20 protein-coding genes are annotated in these 20,983 nt (G+C 73.8%); 6 read left to right on the top strand and 14 right to left on the bottom strand.

Translation table 11 applies throughout. The features are described 5' to 3' along the window. Nucleotides 1–24: 24 nt before the first annotated feature. Genes ACIPUC_RS02375 through ACIPUC_RS02360 form a run of 4 tightly spaced genes read right to left on the bottom strand, consistent with a single transcriptional unit; the run spans nucleotide 25 to nucleotide 4,919 of the window. Complete coding sequence (locus tag ACIPUC_RS02375) at nucleotides 25–1,248, bottom strand: XdhC family protein (RefSeq protein WP_446586307.1); 1,224 nt, start codon at nucleotides 1,246–1,248, stop codon at nucleotides 25–27. Further along, entirely contained in the window at nucleotides 1,241–3,376 is a 2,136-nt protein-coding gene (locus ACIPUC_RS02370) for a xanthine dehydrogenase family protein molybdopterin-binding subunit (RefSeq protein ID WP_446586306.1), read from the bottom strand. Before ACIPUC_RS02370 ends, ACIPUC_RS02375 begins: the two co-directional genes overlap by 8 nt. Then, nucleotides 3,373–4,365, bottom strand: coding sequence for an FAD binding domain-containing protein (locus ACIPUC_RS02365; RefSeq protein ID WP_446586305.1), 993 nt, complete (start codon nucleotides 4,363–4,365; stop codon nucleotides 3,373–3,375). Before ACIPUC_RS02365 ends, ACIPUC_RS02370 begins: the two co-directional genes overlap by 4 nt. Further along, nucleotides 4,362–4,919 carry a (2Fe-2S)-binding protein gene (locus ACIPUC_RS02360; RefSeq protein WP_446586304.1) on the bottom strand — a complete coding sequence of 186 codons (558 nt, stop codon included), beginning with the start codon at nucleotides 4,917–4,919 and terminating at the stop codon, nucleotides 4,362–4,364. Before ACIPUC_RS02360 ends, ACIPUC_RS02365 begins: the two co-directional genes overlap by 4 nt. A gap of 267 nt (nucleotides 4,920–5,186) precedes the next feature. Here ACIPUC_RS02360 and ACIPUC_RS02355 point away from each other — a divergent pair, with 267 nt between their 5' ends. Next, nucleotides 5,187–5,765, top strand: a complete 579-nt coding sequence (locus tag ACIPUC_RS02355) for a TetR/AcrR family transcriptional regulator (RefSeq protein ID WP_446586303.1) — start codon at nucleotides 5,187–5,189, stop codon at nucleotides 5,763–5,765. 15 nt (nucleotides 5,766–5,780) lie between these two features. On the opposite strand, the gene ACIPUC_RS02350 is transcribed toward ACIPUC_RS02355, so the two are convergent. Together ACIPUC_RS02350 and ACIPUC_RS02345 are read right to left on the bottom strand one after the other, a co-directional pair. Continuing rightward, complete coding sequence (locus tag ACIPUC_RS02350) at nucleotides 5,781–7,235, bottom strand: carboxylesterase/lipase family protein (protein ID WP_446586302.1); 1,455 nt, start codon at nucleotides 7,233–7,235, stop codon at nucleotides 5,781–5,783. 6 nt (nucleotides 7,236–7,241) lie between these two features. Further along, nucleotides 7,242–8,186 carry an MBL fold metallo-hydrolase gene (locus tag ACIPUC_RS02345; protein ID WP_446586301.1) on the bottom strand — a complete coding sequence of 315 codons (945 nt, stop codon included), beginning with the start codon at nucleotides 8,184–8,186 and terminating at the stop codon, nucleotides 7,242–7,244. Nucleotides 8,187–8,288: 102 nt separating this feature from the next. On the opposite strand from ACIPUC_RS02345, the gene ACIPUC_RS02340 reads away from it, so the two are divergent. Further along, complete coding sequence (locus ACIPUC_RS02340) at nucleotides 8,289–9,194, top strand: helix-turn-helix domain-containing protein (protein ID WP_446586300.1); 906 nt, start codon at nucleotides 8,289–8,291, stop codon at nucleotides 9,192–9,194. 91 nt (nucleotides 9,195–9,285) lie between these two features. Here ACIPUC_RS02340 and ACIPUC_RS02335 read toward each other — a convergent pair whose 3' ends face one another. Beyond that, nucleotides 9,286–10,896, bottom strand: coding sequence for an extracellular catalytic domain type 2 short-chain-length polyhydroxyalkanoate depolymerase (locus ACIPUC_RS02335; protein WP_446586299.1), 1,611 nt, complete (start codon nucleotides 10,894–10,896; stop codon nucleotides 9,286–9,288). Between the two features lie 172 nt (nucleotides 10,897–11,068). Further along, on the bottom strand, nucleotides 11,069–11,530 hold the full coding sequence (locus ACIPUC_RS02330; protein WP_446586298.1) for a MarR family winged helix-turn-helix transcriptional regulator: 462 nt from the start codon (nucleotides 11,528–11,530) through the stop codon (nucleotides 11,069–11,071). Nucleotides 11,531–11,611: 81 nt separating this feature from the next. On the opposite strand from ACIPUC_RS02330, the gene ACIPUC_RS02325 reads away from it, so the two are divergent. Genes ACIPUC_RS02325 through ACIPUC_RS02315 form a run of 3 tightly spaced genes read left to right on the top strand, consistent with a single transcriptional unit; the run spans nucleotide 11,612 to nucleotide 13,670 of the window. After that, nucleotides 11,612–11,980, top strand: a complete 369-nt coding sequence (locus ACIPUC_RS02325; RefSeq protein ID WP_446586297.1) for a VOC family protein — start codon at nucleotides 11,612–11,614, stop codon at nucleotides 11,978–11,980. 2 nt (nucleotides 11,981–11,982) lie between these two features. Next, nucleotides 11,983–12,969, top strand: a complete 987-nt coding sequence (locus tag ACIPUC_RS02320) for a DNA-3-methyladenine glycosylase family protein (protein WP_446586296.1) — start codon at nucleotides 11,983–11,985, stop codon at nucleotides 12,967–12,969. A gap of 44 nt (nucleotides 12,970–13,013) precedes the next feature. Next, nucleotides 13,014–13,670 carry a DUF5701 family protein gene (locus tag ACIPUC_RS02315; protein ID WP_446586295.1) on the top strand — a complete coding sequence of 219 codons (657 nt, stop codon included), beginning with the start codon at nucleotides 13,014–13,016 and terminating at the stop codon, nucleotides 13,668–13,670. A gap of 19 nt (nucleotides 13,671–13,689) precedes the next feature. On the opposite strand, the gene ACIPUC_RS02310 is transcribed toward ACIPUC_RS02315, so the two are convergent. The 6 genes from ACIPUC_RS02310 to ACIPUC_RS02285 form a co-directional block, all read right to left on the bottom strand. Then, nucleotides 13,690–15,477: an asparagine synthetase B family protein gene (locus tag ACIPUC_RS02310; protein WP_446586294.1), complete on the bottom strand. Its 1,788-nt coding sequence runs from the start codon at nucleotides 15,475–15,477 to the stop codon at nucleotides 13,690–13,692. A gap of 119 nt (nucleotides 15,478–15,596) precedes the next feature. Then, nucleotides 15,597–16,142, bottom strand: a complete 546-nt coding sequence (locus tag ACIPUC_RS02305; RefSeq protein ID WP_446586293.1) for a hypothetical protein — start codon at nucleotides 16,140–16,142, stop codon at nucleotides 15,597–15,599. Between the two features lie 43 nt (nucleotides 16,143–16,185). Further along, nucleotides 16,186–17,091, bottom strand: coding sequence for a hypothetical protein (locus tag ACIPUC_RS02300; RefSeq protein WP_446586292.1), 906 nt, complete (start codon nucleotides 17,089–17,091; stop codon nucleotides 16,186–16,188). Between the two features lie 8 nt (nucleotides 17,092–17,099). Then, nucleotides 17,100–18,227: a hypothetical protein gene (locus tag ACIPUC_RS02295; RefSeq protein ID WP_446586291.1), complete on the bottom strand. Its 1,128-nt coding sequence runs from the start codon at nucleotides 18,225–18,227 to the stop codon at nucleotides 17,100–17,102. After that, the gene (locus tag ACIPUC_RS02290) at nucleotides 18,224–19,294 is read right to left on the bottom strand and encodes a hypothetical protein (RefSeq protein WP_446586290.1); all 1,071 of its coding nucleotides are present in this window, start codon (nucleotides 19,292–19,294) and stop codon (nucleotides 18,224–18,226) included. The genes ACIPUC_RS02295 and ACIPUC_RS02290 overlap by 4 nt, the downstream gene beginning before the upstream one ends. Continuing rightward, nucleotides 19,291–20,061, bottom strand: a complete 771-nt coding sequence (locus ACIPUC_RS02285) for a cupin domain-containing protein (RefSeq protein WP_446586289.1) — start codon at nucleotides 20,059–20,061, stop codon at nucleotides 19,291–19,293. Before ACIPUC_RS02285 ends, ACIPUC_RS02290 begins: the two co-directional genes overlap by 4 nt. Nucleotides 20,062–20,262: 201 nt before the next feature. Between ACIPUC_RS02285 and ACIPUC_RS02280 the strand changes: the two genes are divergently transcribed. Beyond that, complete coding sequence (locus ACIPUC_RS02280) at nucleotides 20,263–20,967, top strand: VanZ family protein (RefSeq protein WP_446586288.1); 705 nt, start codon at nucleotides 20,263–20,265, stop codon at nucleotides 20,965–20,967. Nucleotides 20,968–20,983 lie beyond the last annotated feature (16 nt).

The following is a 20,983-nucleotide window of genomic DNA, read 5'->3' as shown; positions in this document are numbered from 1 at the left end:
CCGTCCCGGCCGCCGCCGGTGCCTTCACTCGCGGCCTGCGTCGACCCGGTCCTCGGCAGCGACTCCCGCCCACCCGGCACGGGCGAGGAGGCCTGAGCCACCCCTCCCCGGCGGGCCCGGCGTGACCGGCCGCAGGGAGGCACCGTGGATCGGCCCCCCGGAGCCGGTCAGCGGCAGACCCGTGCCCCCGCGCCGGGCCGCGACGATCTCCGCCGCGATCGACAGGGCGGTCTCCTCGGGCGTACGGGCTCCCAGGTCCAGGCCGATCGGCGACCTCAGCCGGGCCAGTTCCCCTTCGCTCAGGCCGACTTCGCGCAGGCGCCGGTCGCGGTCCGCGTGGGTGCGGCGCGAGCCCATCGCGCCGACGTAGGCGACCGGCAGGCGCAGGGCCGCCTCGAGGAGGGGCACGTCGAACCTGGTGTCGTGGGTGAGCACGCACAGGACCGTTCGCCCGTCGGTCGCCGTGCTCCGCAGGTAGCGGTGGGGCCAGTCGACCACGACCTCGTCCGCCTCCGGGAAGCGGGCGCGGGTGGCGAAGACGGGGCGGGCGTCGCACACCGTCACGTGGAATCCCAGGAACCGGCCCGCCCGTACCAGCGCCGCGGCGAAGTCGATCGCGCCGAAGACGATCAGGCGGGGCGGTGGTAGGCGCGACTCGACGAGCAGGGTGAGCCCGCCGGGGCAGCGCGATCCGTCCTCCGAGAGGTCGACGGTGCCGGTGTGGCCGAGGTCCAGCAGGGCCCCGGCCTCGGCCAGAGCCGTCCGGTCCAGCTCCGCCTGCCCGCCGAGAAAGCCCTCGTACGAGCCGTCGGGGCGCACCAGCAGTGCCCGGCCCAGGAGGCGGGCCGGCCCGCGCACCACCCGGACCAGGGCTGCCGCCCGTGCCCCGGCGGCGTCCGACACGGCGGCCGCGATCACCCTTCCGGCGGGCGAGCCGGCGCGGACCGGCGCGACCATGATGTCGATGACCCCGCCGCAGGTCAGGCCGACCGCGAAGGCGTCCTCGTCGCTGTAGCCGAACCGTTCGACGACCGTCGTGCCGTCGGCGAGGGCCTGGCGGCACAGGTCGTACACCGCCCCCTCCACGCAGCCGCCGGATACCGAGCCGATCGCCGCGCCGGCACGGTCGACGGCGAGGGCGGCGCCCGGCCCGCGCGGCGCGCTGCCGCTCGTGCCGACGACGGTGGCGACGGCGAAGTCCCGTCCCTCCTCGAGCCAGCGGCCCAACTCCTCGGCGATGTCAAGCACGGTGGGCTCCGCCGCCCGCCGACAGGACGCGGTCGGGCCGGATCGGCAGATGGCGGTGGCGTACGCCGGTCGCGTGCCAGACCGCGTTGGCGACCGCCGCCGCGGCGCCCACGATGCCGAGCTCGCCGATGCCCTTGATGCCGATCGGGTCGTCCGCGTCCCGCTCTTCCTCCAGCCAGTCCGCCTCGATGTGCGGGACATCGGCGTGGGCCGCGACGTGGTAGCCCGAGAGGTCGGCGCCGACGTGGGCACCCGAGACCTGGTCCCGGACCGCCTCCTCGTGCAGGGCCATGGAGATGCCCCAGGTCATTCCGCCGACGAACTGGCCCCGGGCGGTCAGCGGGTTGACGATCCGGCCCGCCGTGAAGATGCCGAGCATGCGGCGGACCCGCACCTCGCCGGTGGTGGCGTCGACGGCGACCTCGGCGAACTGGGCGCCGTAGGAGTGCCGTTCCTTCGGGGGGAGGGCGGCGACGGCCGCCATGGAGTCCGAGTGGACGGTGAAGCCCTCCGGCGGGACGAAATCTCCGGGAGCGAGCCGCTCGCGCAGTTCCGCCACGGCGGCGTGGATCGCCCAGGCCCAGGAGCTGGTACCCATCGAGCCGCCCGCGATCATCGCCGGTCCGAAGTCGCTGTCACCGATCAGGACGTGGACGCGGTCCGGGGTCACCTCCAGTGCGTCGGCGGCGATCAAGGTGAGCGCGGTCCGCGCACCGGTTCCGATGTCCGACGCCGAGATGCGGACGGTGAAGGTGCCGTCCGGCGCGGCCGTCACCGCCGCCGTCGACGGAGCGACTCCGGCGTGGTAGGAGGCCGACGCCGTGCCGGTGCCGAGCAGCCACCGGCCGTCGCGGCGCAGGCCGGGGCGCGGATCGCGGTCCGCCCATCCGAACCTGCGGGCGCCTTCCCGGAAGCAGGCGACCAGATCGCGGCCGGCGAAGGGCAGTCCGGACACCGGACCCGCCTCGGGCTCGTTGAGGGCGCGCAGCTCGATCGGGTCGACCCCGCACTTCTCGGCCAGCTCGTCGAGCGCCGACTCCAGCGCGAACGACCCCGGTGCGGCGCCCGGCGCGCGCATGAAGGTCGGGGTCGGCACGTCCAGCCGTACCATCCGGTGGGCCGTGTGGTGGGCGGCGGCGTCGTACAGCACCCGGCCCGCCATGGCGCTCGGCTCCAGGTACTCGTGCACCGTGGACGTGAGGTTCAGGGCGTCATGGGCCAGTGCGCGCAGCCGGCCGTCGGCGTCGGCGCCGAGCCTGACCCGCTGGGCCGTGGGGCTGCGGTAGCCGGCGAGCGAGAACATCTGGCGGCGTGTCAGGACCACTCGGACCGGCCGCTGCAGGACGGTCGCGGCCATGACGGCGGCCACCTGGTGCGCGCGCACCCCCTTGGAACCGAAGCCGCCGCCGATGTGCTCGGAGCGCACGCGCACCGAGCCCGGGTCGAGCGCGAACATGCCCGCGAGTTCGGCCTGCACCCATACGGCGCCTTGGTTGGAGTCGACGACCTCGAGCCGGCCGGCCTCCCAGCGGGCCGTCGCCGCATGCGGTTCCAGCGGGCTGTGGTGTTCCTCGGGTGTGGTGTACTCGGCGTCCACGACGACGGCGGACCGGGCGAGTTCGGCCTCGAGGTCGCCCTTCGCGGTCGCCGCCGGGGCGTGCGGGACGTCCGGCGGCGTGTACGTACCGGGCCGTCCGGTGCGGAACTCGATGTCGTGGGGCTCGTCTTCGTAACGCACCACGAGCGCCTCGGCGGCCTCCCTGGCCTGCTCGCTGGTCTCGGCGACGACCAGTGCCACGGGCCAGCCCGCGTGCGGCACCCGGTCGTGCTGGAAGAGGGCGACGGACAGGTCGGGCGGCATACCCATCAGCCCCGGGTAGCCGGTCTCGAGCCGCGGGGCGTTCCCGTGGTGCAGAACCGTGAGGACGCCGGGCATGGCCAGGACGGCGTCCGTCTCCACCGCCCGGACACGGCCCCGGGTCACGGTGGACAACGCCAGCCAGCCGTGGGCGAGTTCGGCGAAGGGAATCTCCCCCGCGTAGCGGGCGGCGCCGGTGACCTTGTCGCGTCCCTCCACGCGCGTGTGCGCGGTGCCGACGGATCCGGTCAGGCGTGTGACGGTCGTCATCGGGCGTCCTCCTCGGCGAGTCCGGTCAGCACGGCCACCATGAGGTTGTGCATGAGGGCCACCTTGTATCCGTTGTGCGGCAGTGGTTGCGCGGCGGCGAGTTCGGCGTCCGCGGCGGCCGCGAAGGTACGGGCATCGGCGGGTGCACCGCGCAGTACCCGCTCGGCCTCCCGGGCCCGCCACGGCCGCGACGCGACGGCTCCCAGAGCGAGGCGTACGTCCCGTACGACTCCCGCCTCGACCTCGAGCGCGGCGGCGACCGAGCCGATCGCGAAGGCGTACGAGGCGCGCTCGCGCACCTTCCGGTAGCGCGAGGCGGCGGCCACCGGAGCGGGCGGCAGGGTGACGCCGGTGATCAGCGCGCCCTGCGGCAGGGCGGTCTCGCGGTGCGGGGTGCCGCCGACCGGCAGATAGAAGTCGGTGAGCGGCAGCTCGGCCGGCCCGGAGGTCGTTTCGTAGGACACGACCGCGTCGAAGGCGGTGAGCGCCACGCCCATGTCCGACGGGTGGACGGCGACGCAGTGGTCGGAGGCGCCCAGGATCGCGGAGTTGTGGTGCTCGCCGCGAAGGGCGGGGCAACCGCTGCCGGGGGTGCGCTTGTTGCAGGGCTGCGTCACGTCGGCGAAGTAGCCGCAGCGCGTGCGCTGGAGCAGGTTTCCGCCGACGGTGGCCATGTTGCGCAGTTGCCCGGAGGCGCCGGCCAGTACGGCCTGTGCCAGCGCCGGGTAGCGGCGGCGGACCTCGGGATGGGCGGCGAGGTCGCTGTTGGTGACGGTCGCACCGATCCGCAGACCGCCGTCCGCTGTCAACTCGATCCGGTCGAGCGGAAGTTCATGGATGTCGACGAGCCGGGCGGGGCGCTCGACGCCGGTCTTCATCAGGTCGACGAGGTTCGTGCCGCCGCCGAGGACGCGCGCGTCCGGGTCGGCCTCGAGCAGTGCGACCGCACCCGCCACGTCGAGGGCGCGCTGATAGCCGAACTCCCTCATGCCGCCTCCTCCGTGTTCGCCGCCGCGTCGGCCCCGGCCGCCCGGGCGACCGCCTGCACGATCGACACGTACGCGCCGCACCGGCACAGGTTGCCGCTCATCCGCTCCCGGATCTCCTCGGCGGTCAGCGGCGGCGGCCCCGCCTCGGGCCGTACGTCGTCGGTGACCGCGCTCGGCCAGCCCGCGGCGTGCTCCTGGATCACCGCGACGGCCGAACAGATCTGACCGGGCGTGCAGTAGCCGCACTGGAAACCGTCGAGGTCGAGGAACGCCTGCTGCACCGGGTGCAGCCGCTCGCCGTCGGCCATGCCTTCGATGGTGGTGATGGCGCGCCCCTCTGCCGCGACGGCGAGCTGAAGGCAGGAAACGGTCCGGCGGCCGTCCAGCAGGACGGTGCAGGCACCGCACTGCCCCTGGTCGCAGCCCTTCTTGGTGCCGGTCAGATCGAGTCTCTCGCGCAGGGCGTCGAGCAGGGTGGTGCGGTGGTCGACGGATAGCGGGTACTTCTCGCCGTTGATGTTCAGGACGATGGCGCTGGACGTCGAAGCGACCATGATCAGCCTTCTTTCGCGAATCCGGGGGCGCGTCGAGCGGGACCCTGCGGGCGGTGAAGAGATGGCGCTGTACGTGGCGGTGCCGGCTCGGAAGCAGGCAGGATGCGGGGGCCGGACCTCGGCCGCGCTCGTGGGCGGCGGCCCGCGCCCGCCGCGGCCGCAGCTAGAGTGGACTCAAACGGACAACTGTCCGGTTACCGAGAACGTACCGGACAGCTGTCCGGTTAGCAAGGCCGGGTTCGTCGGCGTACCCGCGTGGAGGAACGAGTGCAGGAGAAGAGAAGCGCGCCCGTTCGCTCGGACGCGCAACGCAACCGTGAGCGCATCCTGGAAGTGGCACTGGTCGAGCTGACCCGCTCCGCGGACGTGCCGCTGAGCACCATCGCCAAGAAGGCGGCCGTGGGACAGGGCACCTTCTACCGCAACTTCCCGAACCGCGAGTCCCTCGTCCTCGAGATCTTCCGCCACGAGATGCAGCAGGTCGCCGACTCCGCCGCCCACCTCGTCGCGACCCGGCCGCCGGACCGGGCCCTGCGGGAGTGGATGGACCGGCTCGCCCAGTTCGCCATGGCCAAGGCGGGCATGGCGGACGCGATCCGCCAGGCGGCCAGCGCACCGGGCGGCCCGGCGAAGCCCGGACACGAGCCGATCACCTCCGCGGCCGAGATGCTGCTCCGCGCCAATGAACGGGCCGGCACCATCCGCCCGGGCGTGTCCGCGGACGACTTCCTCCTCGCGATCGCCGGCCTCTGGCAGATCGATCCCCGCGGAGACTGGCAACCCCGTGCCGCCTGGCTCCTCGACCTCGTCATGGACGGCCTGCGCGCGCGGTCTCCCGGGCAGTGACCCGGGAGATGCGTGTCAGTGGGCCCACGCCCGCCGTTCCACGCCGCGCGGGTCGGACAGGGCGACCCACTCCTCGCCGATCCGCATCGTCGTCCGGCCTCCGGTGCCGTACGGCGCCCAGCCCGGGTCCCCCGTCCGGGCGAACCGCACCCACGCGGCACGGAGCCGCTCCGCCAAGCCTCCCGGCACCGTGCCCGGGCCAAGCAAGCCCTGCTCACCGCGGAGCCCGGGCAGCTCCGTCCGCCCGAACAGGAACGGGACCTCCACCGCGTGCGCGGCACCGAGCGCGCCCCGCCAGTCGAACTCGTAGTGGAAGGTGCGGCGCCCGGCAGCGGCGTACGCCTCCGCCAGCGCCCACGTCCCCCGGCCGAACAGCGCGTCGCCCAGTACGGCCGAGCGCACCTCGGCATCCGGGGCGCCGGGGCGCGCGGCGGCCCGGTACGCGGCCAGCAGCCCGTGCGGGTCCGGATGCGCCCGCGCGGCCGTGGCGAGCGCGTCCTCGCCGTCCGAGGACGGATAGAGGTTGCCCTCCTGCGTCGTCGTACCGAGGAGCAGGTCGACGGCGGCGGGCGGAGCCTGCGCCGGCTGCACCTCCAGTACGACACCGAACGGGCTGAGCCCCATCAGCGGGTCGTACGCCCCGGGCGTGCGCAGGTCGATGCCGGACAGCCGGGGCACGACCTCGGCCAGCCGCTCGTCCGGCAGCGCGGCGAAGGCATCGGCGCGGGCCCCGACGCCCAGCTCCCGCGCCGCCGCGTGCGTCACCCGGGCCGCCTGCTCCGGGCTGAACGCGCCCAGCCCGCTGCCGCTCTGGACGACCGCCCGGCCGAACAGGCCGGCGGCCCCGGGCGTGGCGAGTACCGCGGCCACGATCGTGGCCCCGGCCGACTGGCCGAACAGGGTGACGGCCCCGGGGTCCCCTCCGAAGGCCGCGATGTTCTCCCGTACCCAGCGCAGCGCGGCCACCACGTCGAGCAGCCCGCGGTTGCGCGGGGCGTCCGGCAGGTCGAGGAACCCCAGGACGCCGAGCCGGTAGCCGACCGTCACCAGCACCACGCCCTCCCGGGCGAACGCGGTGCCGTCGTAGAGCGGAGCGCTCGTGGACCCGGCCGTGTATCCGCCGCCGTGCACGAAGACCATCACCGGCAGCCCGCGGGCACCGTCCGCTCGGCTGCGCGGCGTCCACACGTTCACCGCCAGGTAGTCCGCACCCCGGATCCAACCGGAGCCGAAATAGGGGGACATGTCGATGCTGCCGAGGCGGCGCGCGGCCTGTGGGGCGGTGGGCCCGGCCGCGGTGGCGTCGCGGACCCCCGCCCAGGGCGCGTGCGGCTCGGGCGCGGCGAACCGGCCGGCGCCGCGGGGCGGGGCGGCGTACGGGATGCCCAGGAACTCCGCGATGCCGCCCCGTTCCCGGCCCCGGACAGGGCCGAGTGCGGTCTCCACGACCCGGTTCCGAGAGGTTGTCATCGCCGGTCAGCCCTTGCCCTCGTCGCCCTCGTCACCCTCGTCGCCCGGGGTGTACGGGGCGAACGGAGCCCAGCCCTTGATGGCGAAGCCGCCGCCGTCCCGGACCACTTCGGCGGCGCCGTGGCCGCCGAAGTGCGCCGGAATCAGCAGCCCGTTGTGGTCGGCGGCCCAGCCGAGGATCCGGCGCCGTGCGGCCCGTGCCTGGTCGGCGTCCTCGCAGAAGCAGCTGTTCGCATCCGGTTCCAGGATCTGCACCGGACTGTGCAGCAGGTCGCCCGCGAACACGGCCCGGTCGCCGCCCGAGGCGAGCGTGAGCACCGAGGACCCGGGGGTGTGACCGGCGGCGAGCTCCAGCCGCAGGTTCGCGTCGATCCGGTGGCTGCCGCCCTCCCACAGCCGGGTCAGACCCGCCTCGTGGACGGGGGCGACGCTGTCGTCGAAGACCTGCGAAGGGCCCTCGCCGAGAACGGACGTGTGGCCGTTCGCCGGGTTCCAGAACTCGAAGTCGTTCCGGTGGATCACGTAGTCGGCGTTCGGGAAAGTGGGCACCCAGTCGCCGCCCTCCAGCCGGGTGTTCCAGCCCACGTGGTCGGCGTGCAGGTGGGTGTTGACGACGATGTCGACGTCCTCCGGCCGTACGCCGGCCCGGGCCAGGTTTCCCAGGAAGTCGGTCTCCAGCTGGTCCCAGGGGGTGCCGGGGCGCGGCTTGTGGTTGCCGCCGCCGGTGTCGACCAGGATGGTGCGGCCCCCGCTGCGCAGCATCCACGTCTGCAGCGCGGCGTTGACGACCGTCGGCTCGCCGTCGGCGAACTCCGGCCGCAGCCAGGCGGATTCCTCGGTCCAGACGTCCTCGCTGCTCTCGGGGAAGAAGGCGCGGGGGGTGAGCCCGGCCGGTCCGTAGACCTCGAGGACCCGGGTCACGGTGACATTGCCCAACTCGATGGTGTCCATGGCCCCAAGGCTGCGCGGGAGGCGGGAAGCCGGCCACACCCTGCTCTGCCTATCCCCGGCAGGGAGAGGCAACCGGCCGACAGCCGACGGATACTGGGCTCCATGGACGGACAAAGCACCCTCGGGGCGTTCCTGCAGGCCCGCCGGTCCCAGCTGCGGCCCGAGGACATCGACCTGGACACGTACGGGGAACGGCGCCGCGTCCCGGGCCTGCGGCGCGAGGAACTCGCCCTGCTCGCCGGGGTCAGCGCCTCGTACTACGCCCGCCTGGAGCAAGGGCATTCCCACCACGCGTCCTCGGAGGTGCTGGACGCGCTCGCCCACGCGCTCAGGCTGGACGAGGCCGAGCGCCGGCACCTGCACGACCTCGCGGGCGCCACCGTCCGGCGCCGTCCGGCCCGCCGCCCGCCGCAGGAGCGGGTCGACGCGGCGACCCGTACGCTGCTCGACTCCATGCCCGACGTACCGGCCGTCCTCACCGGCCGGCGCACCGACGTGCTCGCCTGGAACCCGCTGGGCCACGCCCTGTTCGCCGGCCACCTGGACCCGCTGGCGCCGGACCGGCCCGCGGACCGCCCCAACATGGCCTCGCTCATCTTCCTCGACGCACACATGCGCGACCTGTACGGCTCGTGGGAGAGCAAGGCCCGAGCCATCGTGGCCAATCTGCGGTACGCGGCGGGCCGCCACCCCGACGACGCCCTGCTGGCCGCCCTCATCGGCGAACTCAGCATGCGCAGCACCGAGTTCGCGACGATGTGGGCCGACCATCGGGTGCGGCCCTGCACCTTCGCCGACCACGAGATGCGGCATCCGCTGGTGGGCTCGCTGACCGTCACCCAGCAGGCGCTCAGACTCTCCGACGAGCAGATCCTCGTCGTGGCGACCGCCCCCGCCGGCTCGGAGGGCCGTACGGCCCTCCGGCTGCTGGCCCAGGCGACCGCCGCGGCTACGACGGTCCCGACTGCCGCTCCGCGACCTCACGGAGCCGCTCCAGCCCCGAGATGAGAGAGCGCCTCGCCCGCCTCCTCGTCACAAGGGCCGGCTCACCCGCCGTCGGGCGTGGACTCCATGGTCATGCCGACACCGGAGAGAGCCGTTACCGGTACTCCACGGTCAGGGTCGCCTGCGTGTCCTTGTTGACGAACAGGTAGGCCGTGGCCGTCTGGTTCTGTTCGAACCGGAGGCGGACCTGGGTCCGCCCGGAGCGGTTGATCGCGGACAGACCCGCGGCGGACAGGTTGCCGGAGGCTTTGCTGCCGGAGGCGAAGGGCCCGATGTCGGCCGCGCCCGCGGCCGTCGCGGCGGCGGCCCAGTCACCGGTCTCCACCGCGCAGCCGCCGAGGCAGCCGGTGTGCACGTCGACCAGGAGCCGGTTGCCGGCCGGCCCGGCCCAGGGGTCGCCCGACCCGCTGCTCCTGGTCAGGGTCACCCAGGCGCGCGTGATCTCCTTCCCGGCGGGAACGGCGCCGGTGTCGAAGGACAGCATGCTCCGGTTGAACCTGCCGTCGGCGCCCCGTCCCAGGGCCAGGCCGTACGTGTCCTCCAGGGTGCCGACGGCCGGGCCCGAGCCGTCACCCGCGGCCTTGATGTAGCCGTCCTCGGCGTCGAGGCTGGGCAGTGTGAGGGTTCCGGCGGGCGGCGGCGTCGAGCCGGTGCCGCCGAGGGCCCTGACCATGCCCATGATGGTCTCGATCTGCTTGCCGCCGTGCCGCGCGTAGGCGGAGTCGCCGAGGTAGCCCCACCAGTTCCAGCAGCCGTTGGGGTTGTCGAGCGTCGTGGTCGGGACGGCCTGCGGGTACAGGACGATCAGGCGGTTGGTGTCGGCGTACTCGTTGAGGTACGCCTTGTCGATGAACTGGGTGCCGAAGCCCTGGTACGAGTAGCCCTGCTTGCAGCCGTGCAGGGCGACGACCACCTTGCAGGCCGCGCCGTTCGCGCAGCTCGTGGGGACGTAGACGAAGCCGTTCTCGTCCATGGAGATCGGGTTGGCGGCGCCGCCGGGCGCGTACGGGTTCTGGTCGAACCGGATCAGGCTGCCGCCGGGCGCGGCCGCGGGCGCGCTGACCGAGCCGAGGAGGTGCCCCAGGAACTCGCGCTCGGCGTCGAAGCCGCAGTTGTTGATCCACGGGTTGGCGGTGGCGGTGCACGCGTTCGGGCCGAGCGGGCTGATCCAGGCGTGGCCGGCGGTGGTGCTCCTGTTGTAGAGCACGTTGGCGCCGAAGTGCCGGTAGTAGTCGTTCAGCGCCGTGGACACCGGGCGTTCGACGGTCGAGTCGTTGGACCCGCTGAACACGTAGACGGGGTCGCCGCTCAGTCCGGACGCGTCGTCGATGGCGCCCTGCGCCGACCAGTTCGCGGTGGTCTGCTTCAGGGTGGCGAGCTGGAGGTCCTGGTAGACCTCCATACATGCGTTCAGGGCCTTGCCCAGGTCGTTCTGGGCGCAGTACTGCGGTCCTGAGGCGAAGGCGGCCGAGCCCTTGAAGGTACTGGAGTAGGCCACGTGCAACTGGGTCGCCATGTACCCGCCGCTCGAGACGCCCGCGCTGTAGACGCCGTCGACGTTGTACGCCTTGAGGTTGCCGGCCACGGGCGGGACGGCGGCCGCGGCACCCGTGGCGGCGGCCGGGGCCGGGCCGCCGAGGAGCACGCCGACGCCGAGCAGCAGGGCCGCGGCAGCCCCACCGAGCCTGCCGAGAACTGGGTACATCCACCCTCCAATGGTGTGAATCAGCTCACTGGTTCGGATGGCTGCGACGATAACTTCCGGCCACAACCGGTACGCACGGTGAGGGATACCACAACCGGGCGGGCGTATATGGCGGTTGACACCCTGGACGCGGCCCCCGAGACGTCGGCATGCCCGTGCTGCGCGTCGTCGCTTACTCGCCGAGCGCCTCGGCCATGGTGTCGAGGTCCGTGAGGAGCGCCGCCAGGCGCTCGCCGGGGATGGCGTTGATCATGCGTTCTTCGATGGCGTAGACGGCGGCGCGCGCGGCGTGCAGGCGCTCGTGTCCGGCGGGGGTGAGGTGGACGGGCAGGGCCCGGCCGTGGTCGGTGGTGGCGGGCCGGGTGATGAGACCGGCTTCTTTCAGGCCGCGCAGGACGACGTTCGCGGACTGCCGGGTGACGAAGGTGCCACGGGCCAGGTCGGCGTTGGACAGTCCCGGCTTCTGGTCGAGGAGTTCCAGGCAGGAGTACTGCGGGACGGTGAGGTCGTGCGCGCGCAGGGCCTTGTCCATGGCGCCGCGGAGGGCGGCTGAGGCGCGTTTGAGGCGGTAGCCCACGTGCTCGGTGACGTTCTGGGCGGGGTGGGGCGGGGGGACGGGTGCACGGTCTTCCATGTCAGCATTTTGACATACCTGAGCGGAGGTGCCTACGGTTCTCTATGTCAAAACATTGACATCAACCTTCCGGGAGGAACCATGCCCGCCACTGTCGACGGCCCCGACTTCATCGCCTTGCAGGTGAAGGACGTGCAGGCCGCAGCGGCCTTCTTCGAGGGACATCTCGGTATGTGCCGTGCGCCGTCTTCGCCGCCCGGCGCGGTCGTCTTCGCCGACGGCCCGATCCCGCTCGCCGTCCGCGAGCCGCTTCCGGGCGTCGACCTGGACGGCGACGCACGCCGCGGACTGGGCGTGGCGCTATGGCTGCGCAGCACGAACGCGGCGCAGTTGCGCGAGCAGCTCGTGACGGCCGGGGTCGCCGTCACCGCGCTCCAAGACAGCCCGTTCGGGCCGACGTTCACGTTCACCGGGCCCGAGGGCTACCGCCTCACCGTGCACGGGGGCTGAGCGTGGCCGCCGTCGTCTTCACCCCCCGAGGCCCGTTTTCACTCGCGGCCGGCCTGCGGTTCCTGGAGGGCTTCACCCCGGCCCCGTACCACGGCGGGCAGGACGGGACCCTCCGGCTCGCCTTCCCCACGGACGACGGCCGCTTCACCGTCACGGCCGCGGTGCAACAGGACGAGACGGCGGCGGCCGCTTCGGTCGGCGTGGTGCGGGCCGAGGTCGCGCTTCGCCCCACCGGCGCCCACGGCGCCGGTGGGGCGGCGCTGCCCGCCACGCCGCACCCCGACCCGCGCGACAAGGCCGCGGCCGACGTGGCCCGCATCCTCTCCGTCGACGTGGACGGCACGCGCCTCCCCGCGCTGGGCTCTGCCGAACCGGTCGTCGCCGAGCTGCTACGGGAGTTCCCCGGCCTGCGCCCGGTCTGCTTCAACTCGCCCTACGAGGCCGCGGCGTGGGCGGTCATCGGCCAACGGGTCCGCATGAGCCACGCCGCCGCCGTGAAAACCCTGCTCGCCCAGCGGCACGGACACCGCGTCGAGGTCGCGGGCCAAGAACTGTTCGCCTTCCCCGCCCCGCCGGCCCTGCGGACGATCACGAGCTTTCCCGGCCTGACCGAGGTGAAGATCCAGCGGCTGCACGCCGTGGCCGAAGCCGCGGCCGCCGGCGAACTGGACGCCGCCCGCCTGCGCGCGCTGCCGGCCGAAGACGCCCTTGCGGCACTCCGGGAACTGCAGGGAATCGGCCCGTTCTCCGCCGAGCTCATCCTCGTACGGGGAGCCGGCCACCCCGACGTGTTCCCCCGTCACGAACCCCGACTGCACGCCGCCATGGCCGAGGCCTACCGCCTGGGGACCCGGACGGCCGACCTCCCGGTGCTGGCCGGCATCGCCGAGAGGTGGCAGCCCTACCGCAGTTGGATCGCCTTCTTGCTGCGCGCCCGCGCCGACCGGCAGGGAAGCCGCCGGGAACCTTCCGGCGGGCCGCCCCGTTGATCCCAGGTCCGCTGATCCACACCGCGAGCCGATGAGTGAGTACCGTGTCCGACACCTTGTCCACCGCCCACGTGCCCCTTCTGCCGCCGCTCGCCGCCCAGGCGGAACACCTGATCACGCTCGGGGTGCACGCGCTCGCCGGGATGACGGCCGAGGAGCTGCGCACCTTCGCCGAGGCCGCCGGCAGCGGGCAGGGCGGCGCCCTGCTCGCCGTCCACCCGGACCGGATCCCCGCCTCCGCCCTCGCACCGCTGCTCCGCCACGACGGCAAGCCCGGCTTCGTCGTCACCGACATGCCCGACGTCGACCGCTTCGACCCCTGCGGCGTCGAGGTGCCCGACGCACCCCTCTACCTCGTCCACGGCCTCGACCGGGGCGACCACATGGCCAACTGGAGCCCGGAGGAGGCACTGCCCGCCCTCACCGAAGAGGGCCGCACTCCGCTGCTGCTCACCGAAGGCATCCACTGGGTGCTCCAGCAGCCGGCGGTCCTCGAACGCAACCGCTGCTTCATGACCATCGGCTCCCGGCTCCGCAAGGCGAACGGCTCCCTCGACGCCCGCACCCCGGCGATCTGGATCAGCAACGGCAGCGGGCGCGACGGCCGCGAGCGGCGCAACGCCCCGAAGATCGGCTGGTGCTGGTGGGGCAACCGCCACACCTGGCTGGGCTTCGCCTCCACCACGGGCCGCGCGCACTAGGCCCGCGACTCATCGGGACTCATACGTCGTACGACCTCAGCCACAGCTCCAGCGTCAGCACCAGCCACAGCTTGCCGCCCTGGCGGGGCAGCAGCGTTCCCTCGCCCTTCAGCCAGGTACGGATGGTCTCCGTACGGAACAGGCCCCGCTGCCGGGAGCGCCGGCCGAGCAGGAGTTCGTGGCCGAGATCGCGCAGCGGACCGGTCAGCCACTGCTGGACCGGCACCCGCATCCCGCTCTTCGGGCGGTCGACCACCGTGCCCGGCAGCAGGTCCCGTACGGCCTCCTTGAGGATCCACTTCTCGGCCGTGCCGCGGAGTTTCCAGCCCGGCGGTGTGGCGAAGGCGTGGTCGATCACCGACCGGTCGAAGAGCGGGGAGCGGCCCTCCACGCCCCGGGACGAGGTGAGGCGTTCCACCTTCGTCAGGATGTGGTGCGCCCCCTTGGTCCGCAGGTTGCAGTGGAGCAGCCGGTTGAGCAGGTGCTCCATGGCGTACGGGCCGCCGCCGCCGGCCTCGGGCAGCAGGTACGGCTCCACGTGCCGCTCCAGGCGCGGAGCGTCCCCTAGCGCGTCGAGGACGGATGCCGTCAGCAGGACCGGGAGATCCGTCCAACACTTGTGGTACGAGCGCAGGTACGCGGTCGCCCGGTCCTCGTCCCAGGGCGCGCCCGGCGTCCTCTGCATCTCCTGCACCAGCATCGGGAGGTTCTTGGGCCCGCCGAAGACGGGATCGCCGCCCTCGCCGTTGAGCACCACGGAGGCGCCGTCCGCGGCCACGGCCTCCGCCAGCATCAGGTTCGGCACCGTCAGCGGGTCCCCGACCGGGCTGTCGAGCAGCGCCGCGGCCTCGGGCAGCCGCGCCGCGACCGCCGCCCCCGAGACGTTCAGGATCCGGTGCCGGGTGTGGCAGTGGGAGGCCACCAGACCGGAGTAGCCGAGCTCGTTCGGCAGGTCGTCGCCGAAGCTGATCGAGTACGTGTGGACGGGATGGCCGTGTAGCTTCGCCGCCAGGGCCGTGACGAGGGAGCTGTCGATGCCCCCGGAGAGCAGCACCGCCGCGGGCTCCGCCACGGGCAGCCGGGCCGCCGTGGCCTGCTCCAACAGGGCGCGCAGGGCCAGGACATGGCCGGCCGGATCGCCGGGGACGGGGTGTGCGATCTGCTCCCGGGGCTCCCAGTGGACCGTTTCGGTGGCCCGGCCGCCGCGCGCGAGGCGCAGCACCCGGCCGGGCAGCACCTCGCGGACCCCGGTGAGCAGGGTTTCCTCCCCGGGCAGGTACGCGAAGGTGAGGAAGGAGCGGACCGCCGACAGGTTCACGGACGTGCCGAGCGCCGGCCAGCGGCGCAGCGCTCGGAGCGACGTGGAGGCGGCCCAGGCGCCGCCGGCCCGCGCGTAGTAGAGGGTCCGGGCGCCGACGTGGTCGCGGATCAGGACCAGATCGGGCCCGTCGAGCACCGCCAGCACGAACATCCCTTCGGCGAGTGCCACTCCGGCCTCGCCGAGCAATGCCCAACAGCGGAGCAGGAGTTCGCCGTCGGAGCAGTCGGGAGGCGGCGGTGTGGCGGCGCCCCGGGCCGTGAGGGCGGTGAGCAGCGCCGGGCGGTTGTGGAGCGTCACCTCACCGACCGCGGTGCGCCCGTACGCCGTGAACGGGCCGGCGGCACGGCCGGGCTCGCCGGTGATGAGGCCCAGCCCGGCACCCGGTACGTCCACGGGGAGCCGGCCCGTTCCTGCGGCGCCCATCGCCTCGAGGTGGGCAAGGGCCTGCCCGGTGGTATCGGCCAGGCAGGCGCAGAAGCGTGCCACGGCTGGCTCCTTTCCTTTGGCGCTCGCGCAGTGCTCGCGCAGTGCTCGCGCAGTGCTCGCGCAGTGCTCGCGTACTGCTCTGTGATCGGTGCCCTGTGCTTCGCGCTCATCGCGCCGGCTCAGCCGAAGTCGTCATCGCTCCAGGCGTCGTCGTCGCCGTCCCAACCCGCTTCCCAGCTGTCGTCGCCGGACTCCGCACCGCCTCCGGAGTCCCCGCCTCCGCCGTCGCCGCCGGACGACGAGGCCTGGCTCTGCTCCTGTTGGCGGCGCAGCGCCTCTTCCTCCTCCGGGGTCATGCTCAGCGGAGGCAGATGGGCGGCCGTGATGGCCAAGGCCGCCACCCCGAGGCCCGCGAGCAGCACGCCCATCCGGCCGCCGAAGGAGCTCCGGTTGACGGTGACCCGCTCGCCACGCTGCCAGACCGTACGGCCGTAGCCGATGTCCCGGGCGTAGGTGGCGGTGCCGTCGGCGAGGGTGCGTTTGATGACGCGGTTGCCGAGCAGCTCGTCGGTCCCCGAGCCACCCCGGTTGTCATGCCAGCGCACCGAGTGGGGGCGGCCGGGGGTACGGCTGCGCCACTCCTCGAGGCCGCCTTCGTACCTGCGGTGGACCGTGCCGTCGGCGAGGAGTTCGTCCGCGTAGCCGATCTCTTGGGGACGGATCATCGTGTGCGTACCTCGGGTGTGTGGAAGGGGTCACGGGGGCCGTTCACGCGGCGGGCCAGGTCATGAAGCCGGCGGTGCGCAGACCGCTCAGCCCGCCCCACATGGAGTCGCGGGGCGGCCGCGGACCCCGGGTCAGGCGCAGCACCGTCCGTACGAGCCCGGCCGGGGGTACGGCGGCGACCTCGGCGAACCGGCCCCGCGCCAGCCACGCGGCTTCGCGCGGGCGCAGTGCCCCCGGCCAGTCGGCGCCCCCCGCCGGGGCGGGAGCCGGGCCGCGTCCCGACGGCAGCCGCAGAGCCGCGGCGTGCCGTGGTACGAGCCCGAGGGAGCTGACCCGCACCCCCGGGACGGGGCCGAGCGCGGCTCGTACGCGCGCCGGGAGCCCCACGCCCGCGGGGCTCGCGTCGTGCAGGACGTGCACCGTGGCGCCCTGCGCCCGTTCCAGGGCCGCGCGGAGGAGCGGGTTCAGGGGCAGGGCGTCGGCTGCCGCGAGGACGGGACAGGCCGCCTCCAGATGGACGTGGTTGGCGAGCAGCATCGCCGCGACCGACCGGTCCTGGCAGAGCAGCAGGCGGGGGAGTCCGTAGTCGTAGAGGTCCGGTTCACAGGGCCCGTACCGCGCACGGTCTGCCGGGTCCGCAGGGGGCTCGGCGGCCGGCAGCAGTCCCGGTACGCCCTCCCGCCCCCGCGCGTCCAGGGCGCGGGTGAACGAGGGCAGGCGCAACGCCGGCGGCGGGGTACCGGGGACGCGGCGCAGGAGCGGTGCGGCCGGGCTCAGCACGCGGCAGGTCTCGTAGTAGAGCTGGCGCTCCGTGAACCGGAGTCCGCCGGGGTCGGCCGCGCGGGCGGCTGCCGCGCCGATCGCGAGATCGAGCAGCCGGTCGCCGAAGGCGGTGCGCGTACTCCTACCCCTGCCCCTACTCGTGCTCGTGCTCGTGTTCATGCTCATGCTCATGCTCATGCGGTGGGCGTGCCCTTCTTGCCGGCGGTGTCCGCGTCTGCCGCGCCGACGGCGTCCGGCCAGGTCATGAAGCCGTACTCCGGGATGGAGCCGGGCGGCGCCGCGGCCGCGGCGACGGCCCGTTCCACCGCCTCCTCGACGACGGAGGCGAGCAGCGGCGGGGGCACGGACGCGATCGGGCTCCAGAACCCCTCGGCCACCCACGCGGCGTCCTCCTCGGACAGGCCCGCCACGGCGCGCAGTTCCCCGGCGTCCACGGCCGGGGAGGTCGAGCCGGCCGGGACGGGCGCGAACCGGTGGACGGCGTCGCGCCTGCGCCGGACCGCGGCCACCGGCAGCCCGGCGTCCACGACGACCCGGTCCGGACGGGTGATCCGCAGGAGCGGTGCCAACAGCGCGCCCAGTGCGCTCGCGTCGTGCAGCACGACGACCGGGAGCCGGCCCGGGAGATCCACGAGGGCGTCGTGGGCGGAGGCCGGATCCGCCTCCACCAGCACCGCCCGCAGCCGCTCGGGCATGCCGTTGGCCTCGAGGAACACCGCGACGGCGTGGTCGGTGCACAGGATCACGGCCCTGGGCCGGGGCGGCCGCGGCGCGGCGTGACCGGGGACGCGCCTCGCGTCGTCCACCACACCCGGCGGCAGTTCCCCGTACGCCCTGCGCCAGTCGCCGGTCATCGCCTGCCGGAAGTGCTCCTCGGTGGGGCTGAGGTACGAGCCCGCGGGCCGGGCCCGCTCGTACGGGATGAGCCCGGGCACCGCGAGGACGAGGGCGGCGCCGGTCCCGGCCACGGCGGAGGGGGTACCGCTGCTGAGGAACGCGTACGCGACGAGCCCGGCGCAGACCGTCAGACCAGCGAGCCAGCTGGTGCGGGGCCGGACCCCGCGCGCCTCGCGCGCCTTCCGGATGCCGCTGGACGTACGGGCCCGGTACCAGAGCTGGGTGACGGTCACCTGGAGCCGGCCGTGGTCGGTGAGGGACTCCAGGCAGCGGCGGATCCGCAGGTCGTGCATGCCGCTGCCGTGCACCTTCGGGTCGAGGGCGAAGCGGCGGTGGCAGTGCGAGCACACCTGGCCCGTGCGCTCCGTGCGCTTCAGCTCGGCCGAGCAGTTCGGGCAGATCACCGTCCACCCGCCGGCTCCGGGCCGTCCCCGGCCGCCCAGGGCCAGGTCATGAAGCCGACGTCCGCGGCGTGGCGCCGTTCGGTGTCGAGGCTGCGGCCGATCTGTTCGGCGCGCCGGTCGAGCACGGCGAGCAGCCGGGCCGGAGGGAGGCCGACGAGCGGGAACCGCCAGCCCTGTGCCAGCCACTTCAGCTGCTCCGGAGTGAACTCGCCGAGGGCGGTCAGCCGGCGCATCTCCTCCGCCGTGGGCTTCCGGTCGGGGTCGCGGTACGCCACGGCCTTCGGCACGCCGTGGACCGTGCGCAGCGATACTCCGGCGTCGACCACCGGGCGGCCGGGAAGGCTCTCCCGGAGCCGGCGCAGCAGAAGTTCGCCGGGGGCGTCGGCGTCGTGGAGCACCAGGACCGGGCCGCGCGGGGGCAGGGCGGGGAGCAGGGCCGTGACGTGCCCGGGGTCCTTGACGAGCGCGATGCCGTGGCGCTCGGGCAGGCCGTCGGCGGCGAGGAAGGCGGCGATGGAGGGGTCGGGACAGACGACTACGGCGTGGGGCGGGGGCGCGTCGGCCGGCCGGGACCAGGGGCGGCCGATGTCGTCGACCACGCCGGGCGGCAGGCTTCCGTACACCCGCAGCCACTCGCCAAGCGCCTCGGTACGGAAGGCTGCGCGGGTCATGGGCGGGATGCCCCGGCCCGCTCCCCTCAGCCGGGCGGTCACGATGCCGAGCGCGGTGGCCAGCAGGGCCGCGGCGAGGTACAGCATGAACGGGATCCCGCCGAAGATGCCCCAGAAGCCGAAGAGCACGCCGCCGAACAGTGCCCCGCCCGCGCATCCGGGTGCGAACTCGGCCTCCCTGATGCGCTTGCGCGACAGTGCGTACCACAACTGGCCCGGGGTGACCCGGATCCGGCCGTTGTCCGTCAGTTCGGTCGTGATCCGGCGCACCCGGAGGTCGCTGAGGCGCAGGGAGTTGGTCTTGGGGTCCAGCGCGTAGGGGCGCTTGCAGTGGCTGCAGATGTTTCCGGTGCGCTCCTTGCGGAGCAGGTTGCGTTCGCAGTTCGGGCAGATCACCGGTGGACCTCCAGTGCGGTCGCGGCTCGGCGCAGCCGTGCGGCCAGCCGCTCGCGTACGGTGGTGCCGGAGATGCCGTGGACCCGCTGGGCGCGCTCGATGTCGCGCAGCGCGGCGGCGAGGGCCCGGTAGTCGGTGGCGGATGTGATCGCGGTGGCGGCGGCCGTCGGAACGGTGCGTCCCCCCGCCGGGCCGGGGCGCACGGAGCTCGCGGCGGCCCGCTGCTCGGCTTCCGCCGCGGTGATCGCGTAGTCCTCGTGGTCGATCCCGTATCCGGTGTTGGCGGCGAGGATCGTCAGCGGGGCGTCACCCCGGTTCGCGAAGGAGTGCGGCATCATCTCCGGGATGCGGATCAACATGCCGGGTGCCAGGCGGACTTCCGTGACCCGGTCGCGGTCCGCGTCGTACAGTCCGCACGCGGCGTGGCCGAGGCTGAGGACGAAGTGCTCGCCTCCGTGCGCGTGCGGGGTGAAGGCGCTGCGCGGGCCGACCACTCCGAGCTTCACGGTGGCGTTGGAGGGCCGCTCCGGCGAGGTGCCGGCGTCGCCCACGAGGTAGTGCGCGAACTGCCCGTCGTCGATGAACCGCAGGAATTCCCGCTCCGGCCCGAGCTCCCGGGCCCCCTCCCGGTCGGCCAGCACGATGCCGCCGTCCGGCCTCAGGTGGTACAGCTCCACTCCGCCCGGCAGCCCGCGCCCGGCGTGGTCCGACAACTCCTCGGACAGGTCGCGCGATCCGGACATGCGGTCGTACCGTCGTGCGGCCATCGCGCCTCCCCCTGACGCCCCCGCGGTGCGCTCCACGCGCCTCGCATGCGCATGGTAAGGCCCTGATCGCGACGAGCGGGAGGACTCGGAACACATCCCGAGCAACCGGCAGATGACCGCCCGGTGTCCGGGCTCCGTGTATCGCGGGCGTATCGAAAATCGCATACGCCGCCGCAACGGCCCTCCGTCTCCCATGGGGGCATGAACCACAACGCATCCCTGGCAGCACCGCCCCGCCCCACGCGCAGGATCGTGCTCCTCAGCCTGGCGATCCTCGGCATGGCGAGCGCCGCGTTCGCCGTGCGGCGGCCGCTCATGATGTCCGCTCCGATGTGCATGGCCGGGCGGTGGCACGGCTGCTTCGATACGTTCAACGGTGTGGTGCTCATGACGTTGGTCGCGCTTCCGTTGGCCGCGCTCGTGGTGGGGGCCGTGGCGCTCCGTCGGCGCGCCGCCGGTGTCACATCGGCGTGGCGGATGTCGCTGGCCGAGGTGGGCATGGTCCACGGGACGGTGCCGTTCCTCTGGATGACCATGATGCCGGGCGCCGGGGCCGGCATCGTCCCGGGCCGGGTGAGCCTGGTACCGCTGCGGGACCTGCTCACGATGGGGCCGCTCGGGACCGTGGGCAACCTGCTGGTCTTCGCGGCGCTGGGGTTCTTCGCCCCGATGCGGTTCGCGGCGATGGCGTCCCTGCCGCGGATCCTGGCCCTCGGGGCGGGCTGCTCGGTCCTGGTCGAAACCGCCCAGTACGTCCTGCGGCTGGACCGGGTGTCCTCCGTGGACGACGTACTGGTCAACGCCGCCGGCGCCGTGCTGGCCGCGCTGGCGTCGCGCCGCTGGTGGCGCACGACGGCGGAAGCGCCGTCGGACCGGCCTCGCCCCGCGCCGGCACCGGCGGGCTGAGCCGCGTGTCCCGTAC

Source organism: Streptomyces sp. LARHCF249, from assembly GCF_052871255.1.
This window is presented reverse-complemented; position numbering and strand designations above follow the sequence as displayed.

Bases quoted from the DNA above. Each gene is read 5' to 3' on its own strand.
- ACIPUC_RS02370 (WP_446586306.1), bottom strand. From the start codon at position 3,376: ATGACGACCGTCACACGCCTGACCGGATCCGTCGGCACCGCGCACACG.
- ACIPUC_RS02365 (WP_446586305.1), bottom strand. From the start codon at position 4,365: ATGAGGGAGTTCGGCTATCAGCGCGCCCTCGACGTGGCGGGTGCGGTC.
- ACIPUC_RS02360 (WP_446586304.1), bottom strand. From the start codon at position 4,919: ATGGTCGCTTCGACGTCCAGCGCCATCGTCCTGAACATCAACGGCGAG.
- ACIPUC_RS02350 (WP_446586302.1), bottom strand. From the start codon at position 7,235: ATGACAACCTCTCGGAACCGGGTCGTGGAGACCGCACTCGGCCCTGTC.
- ACIPUC_RS02345 (WP_446586301.1), bottom strand. From the start codon at position 8,186: ATGGACACCATCGAGTTGGGCAATGTCACCGTGACCCGGGTCCTCGAG.
- ACIPUC_RS02340 (WP_446586300.1), top strand. From the start codon at position 8,289: ATGGACGGACAAAGCACCCTCGGGGCGTTCCTGCAGGCCCGCCGGTCC.
- ACIPUC_RS02335 (WP_446586299.1), bottom strand. From the start codon at position 10,896: ATGTACCCAGTTCTCGGCAGGCTCGGTGGGGCTGCCGCGGCCCTGCTG.
- ACIPUC_RS02330 (WP_446586298.1), bottom strand. From the start codon at position 11,530: ATGGAAGACCGTGCACCCGTCCCCCCGCCCCACCCCGCCCAGAACGTC.
- ACIPUC_RS02325 (WP_446586297.1), top strand. From the start codon at position 11,612: ATGCCCGCCACTGTCGACGGCCCCGACTTCATCGCCTTGCAGGTGAAG.
- ACIPUC_RS02305 (WP_446586293.1), bottom strand. From the start codon at position 16,142: ATGATCCGTCCCCAAGAGATCGGCTACGCGGACGAACTCCTCGCCGAC.
- ACIPUC_RS02300 (WP_446586292.1), bottom strand. From the start codon at position 17,091: ATGAGCATGAACACGAGCACGAGCACGAGTAGGGGCAGGGGTAGGAGT.
- ACIPUC_RS02285 (WP_446586289.1), bottom strand. From the start codon at position 20,061: ATGGCCGCACGACGGTACGACCGCATGTCCGGATCGCGCGACCTGTCC.
- ACIPUC_RS02280 (WP_446586288.1), top strand. From the start codon at position 20,263: ATGAACCACAACGCATCCCTGGCAGCACCGCCCCGCCCCACGCGCAGG.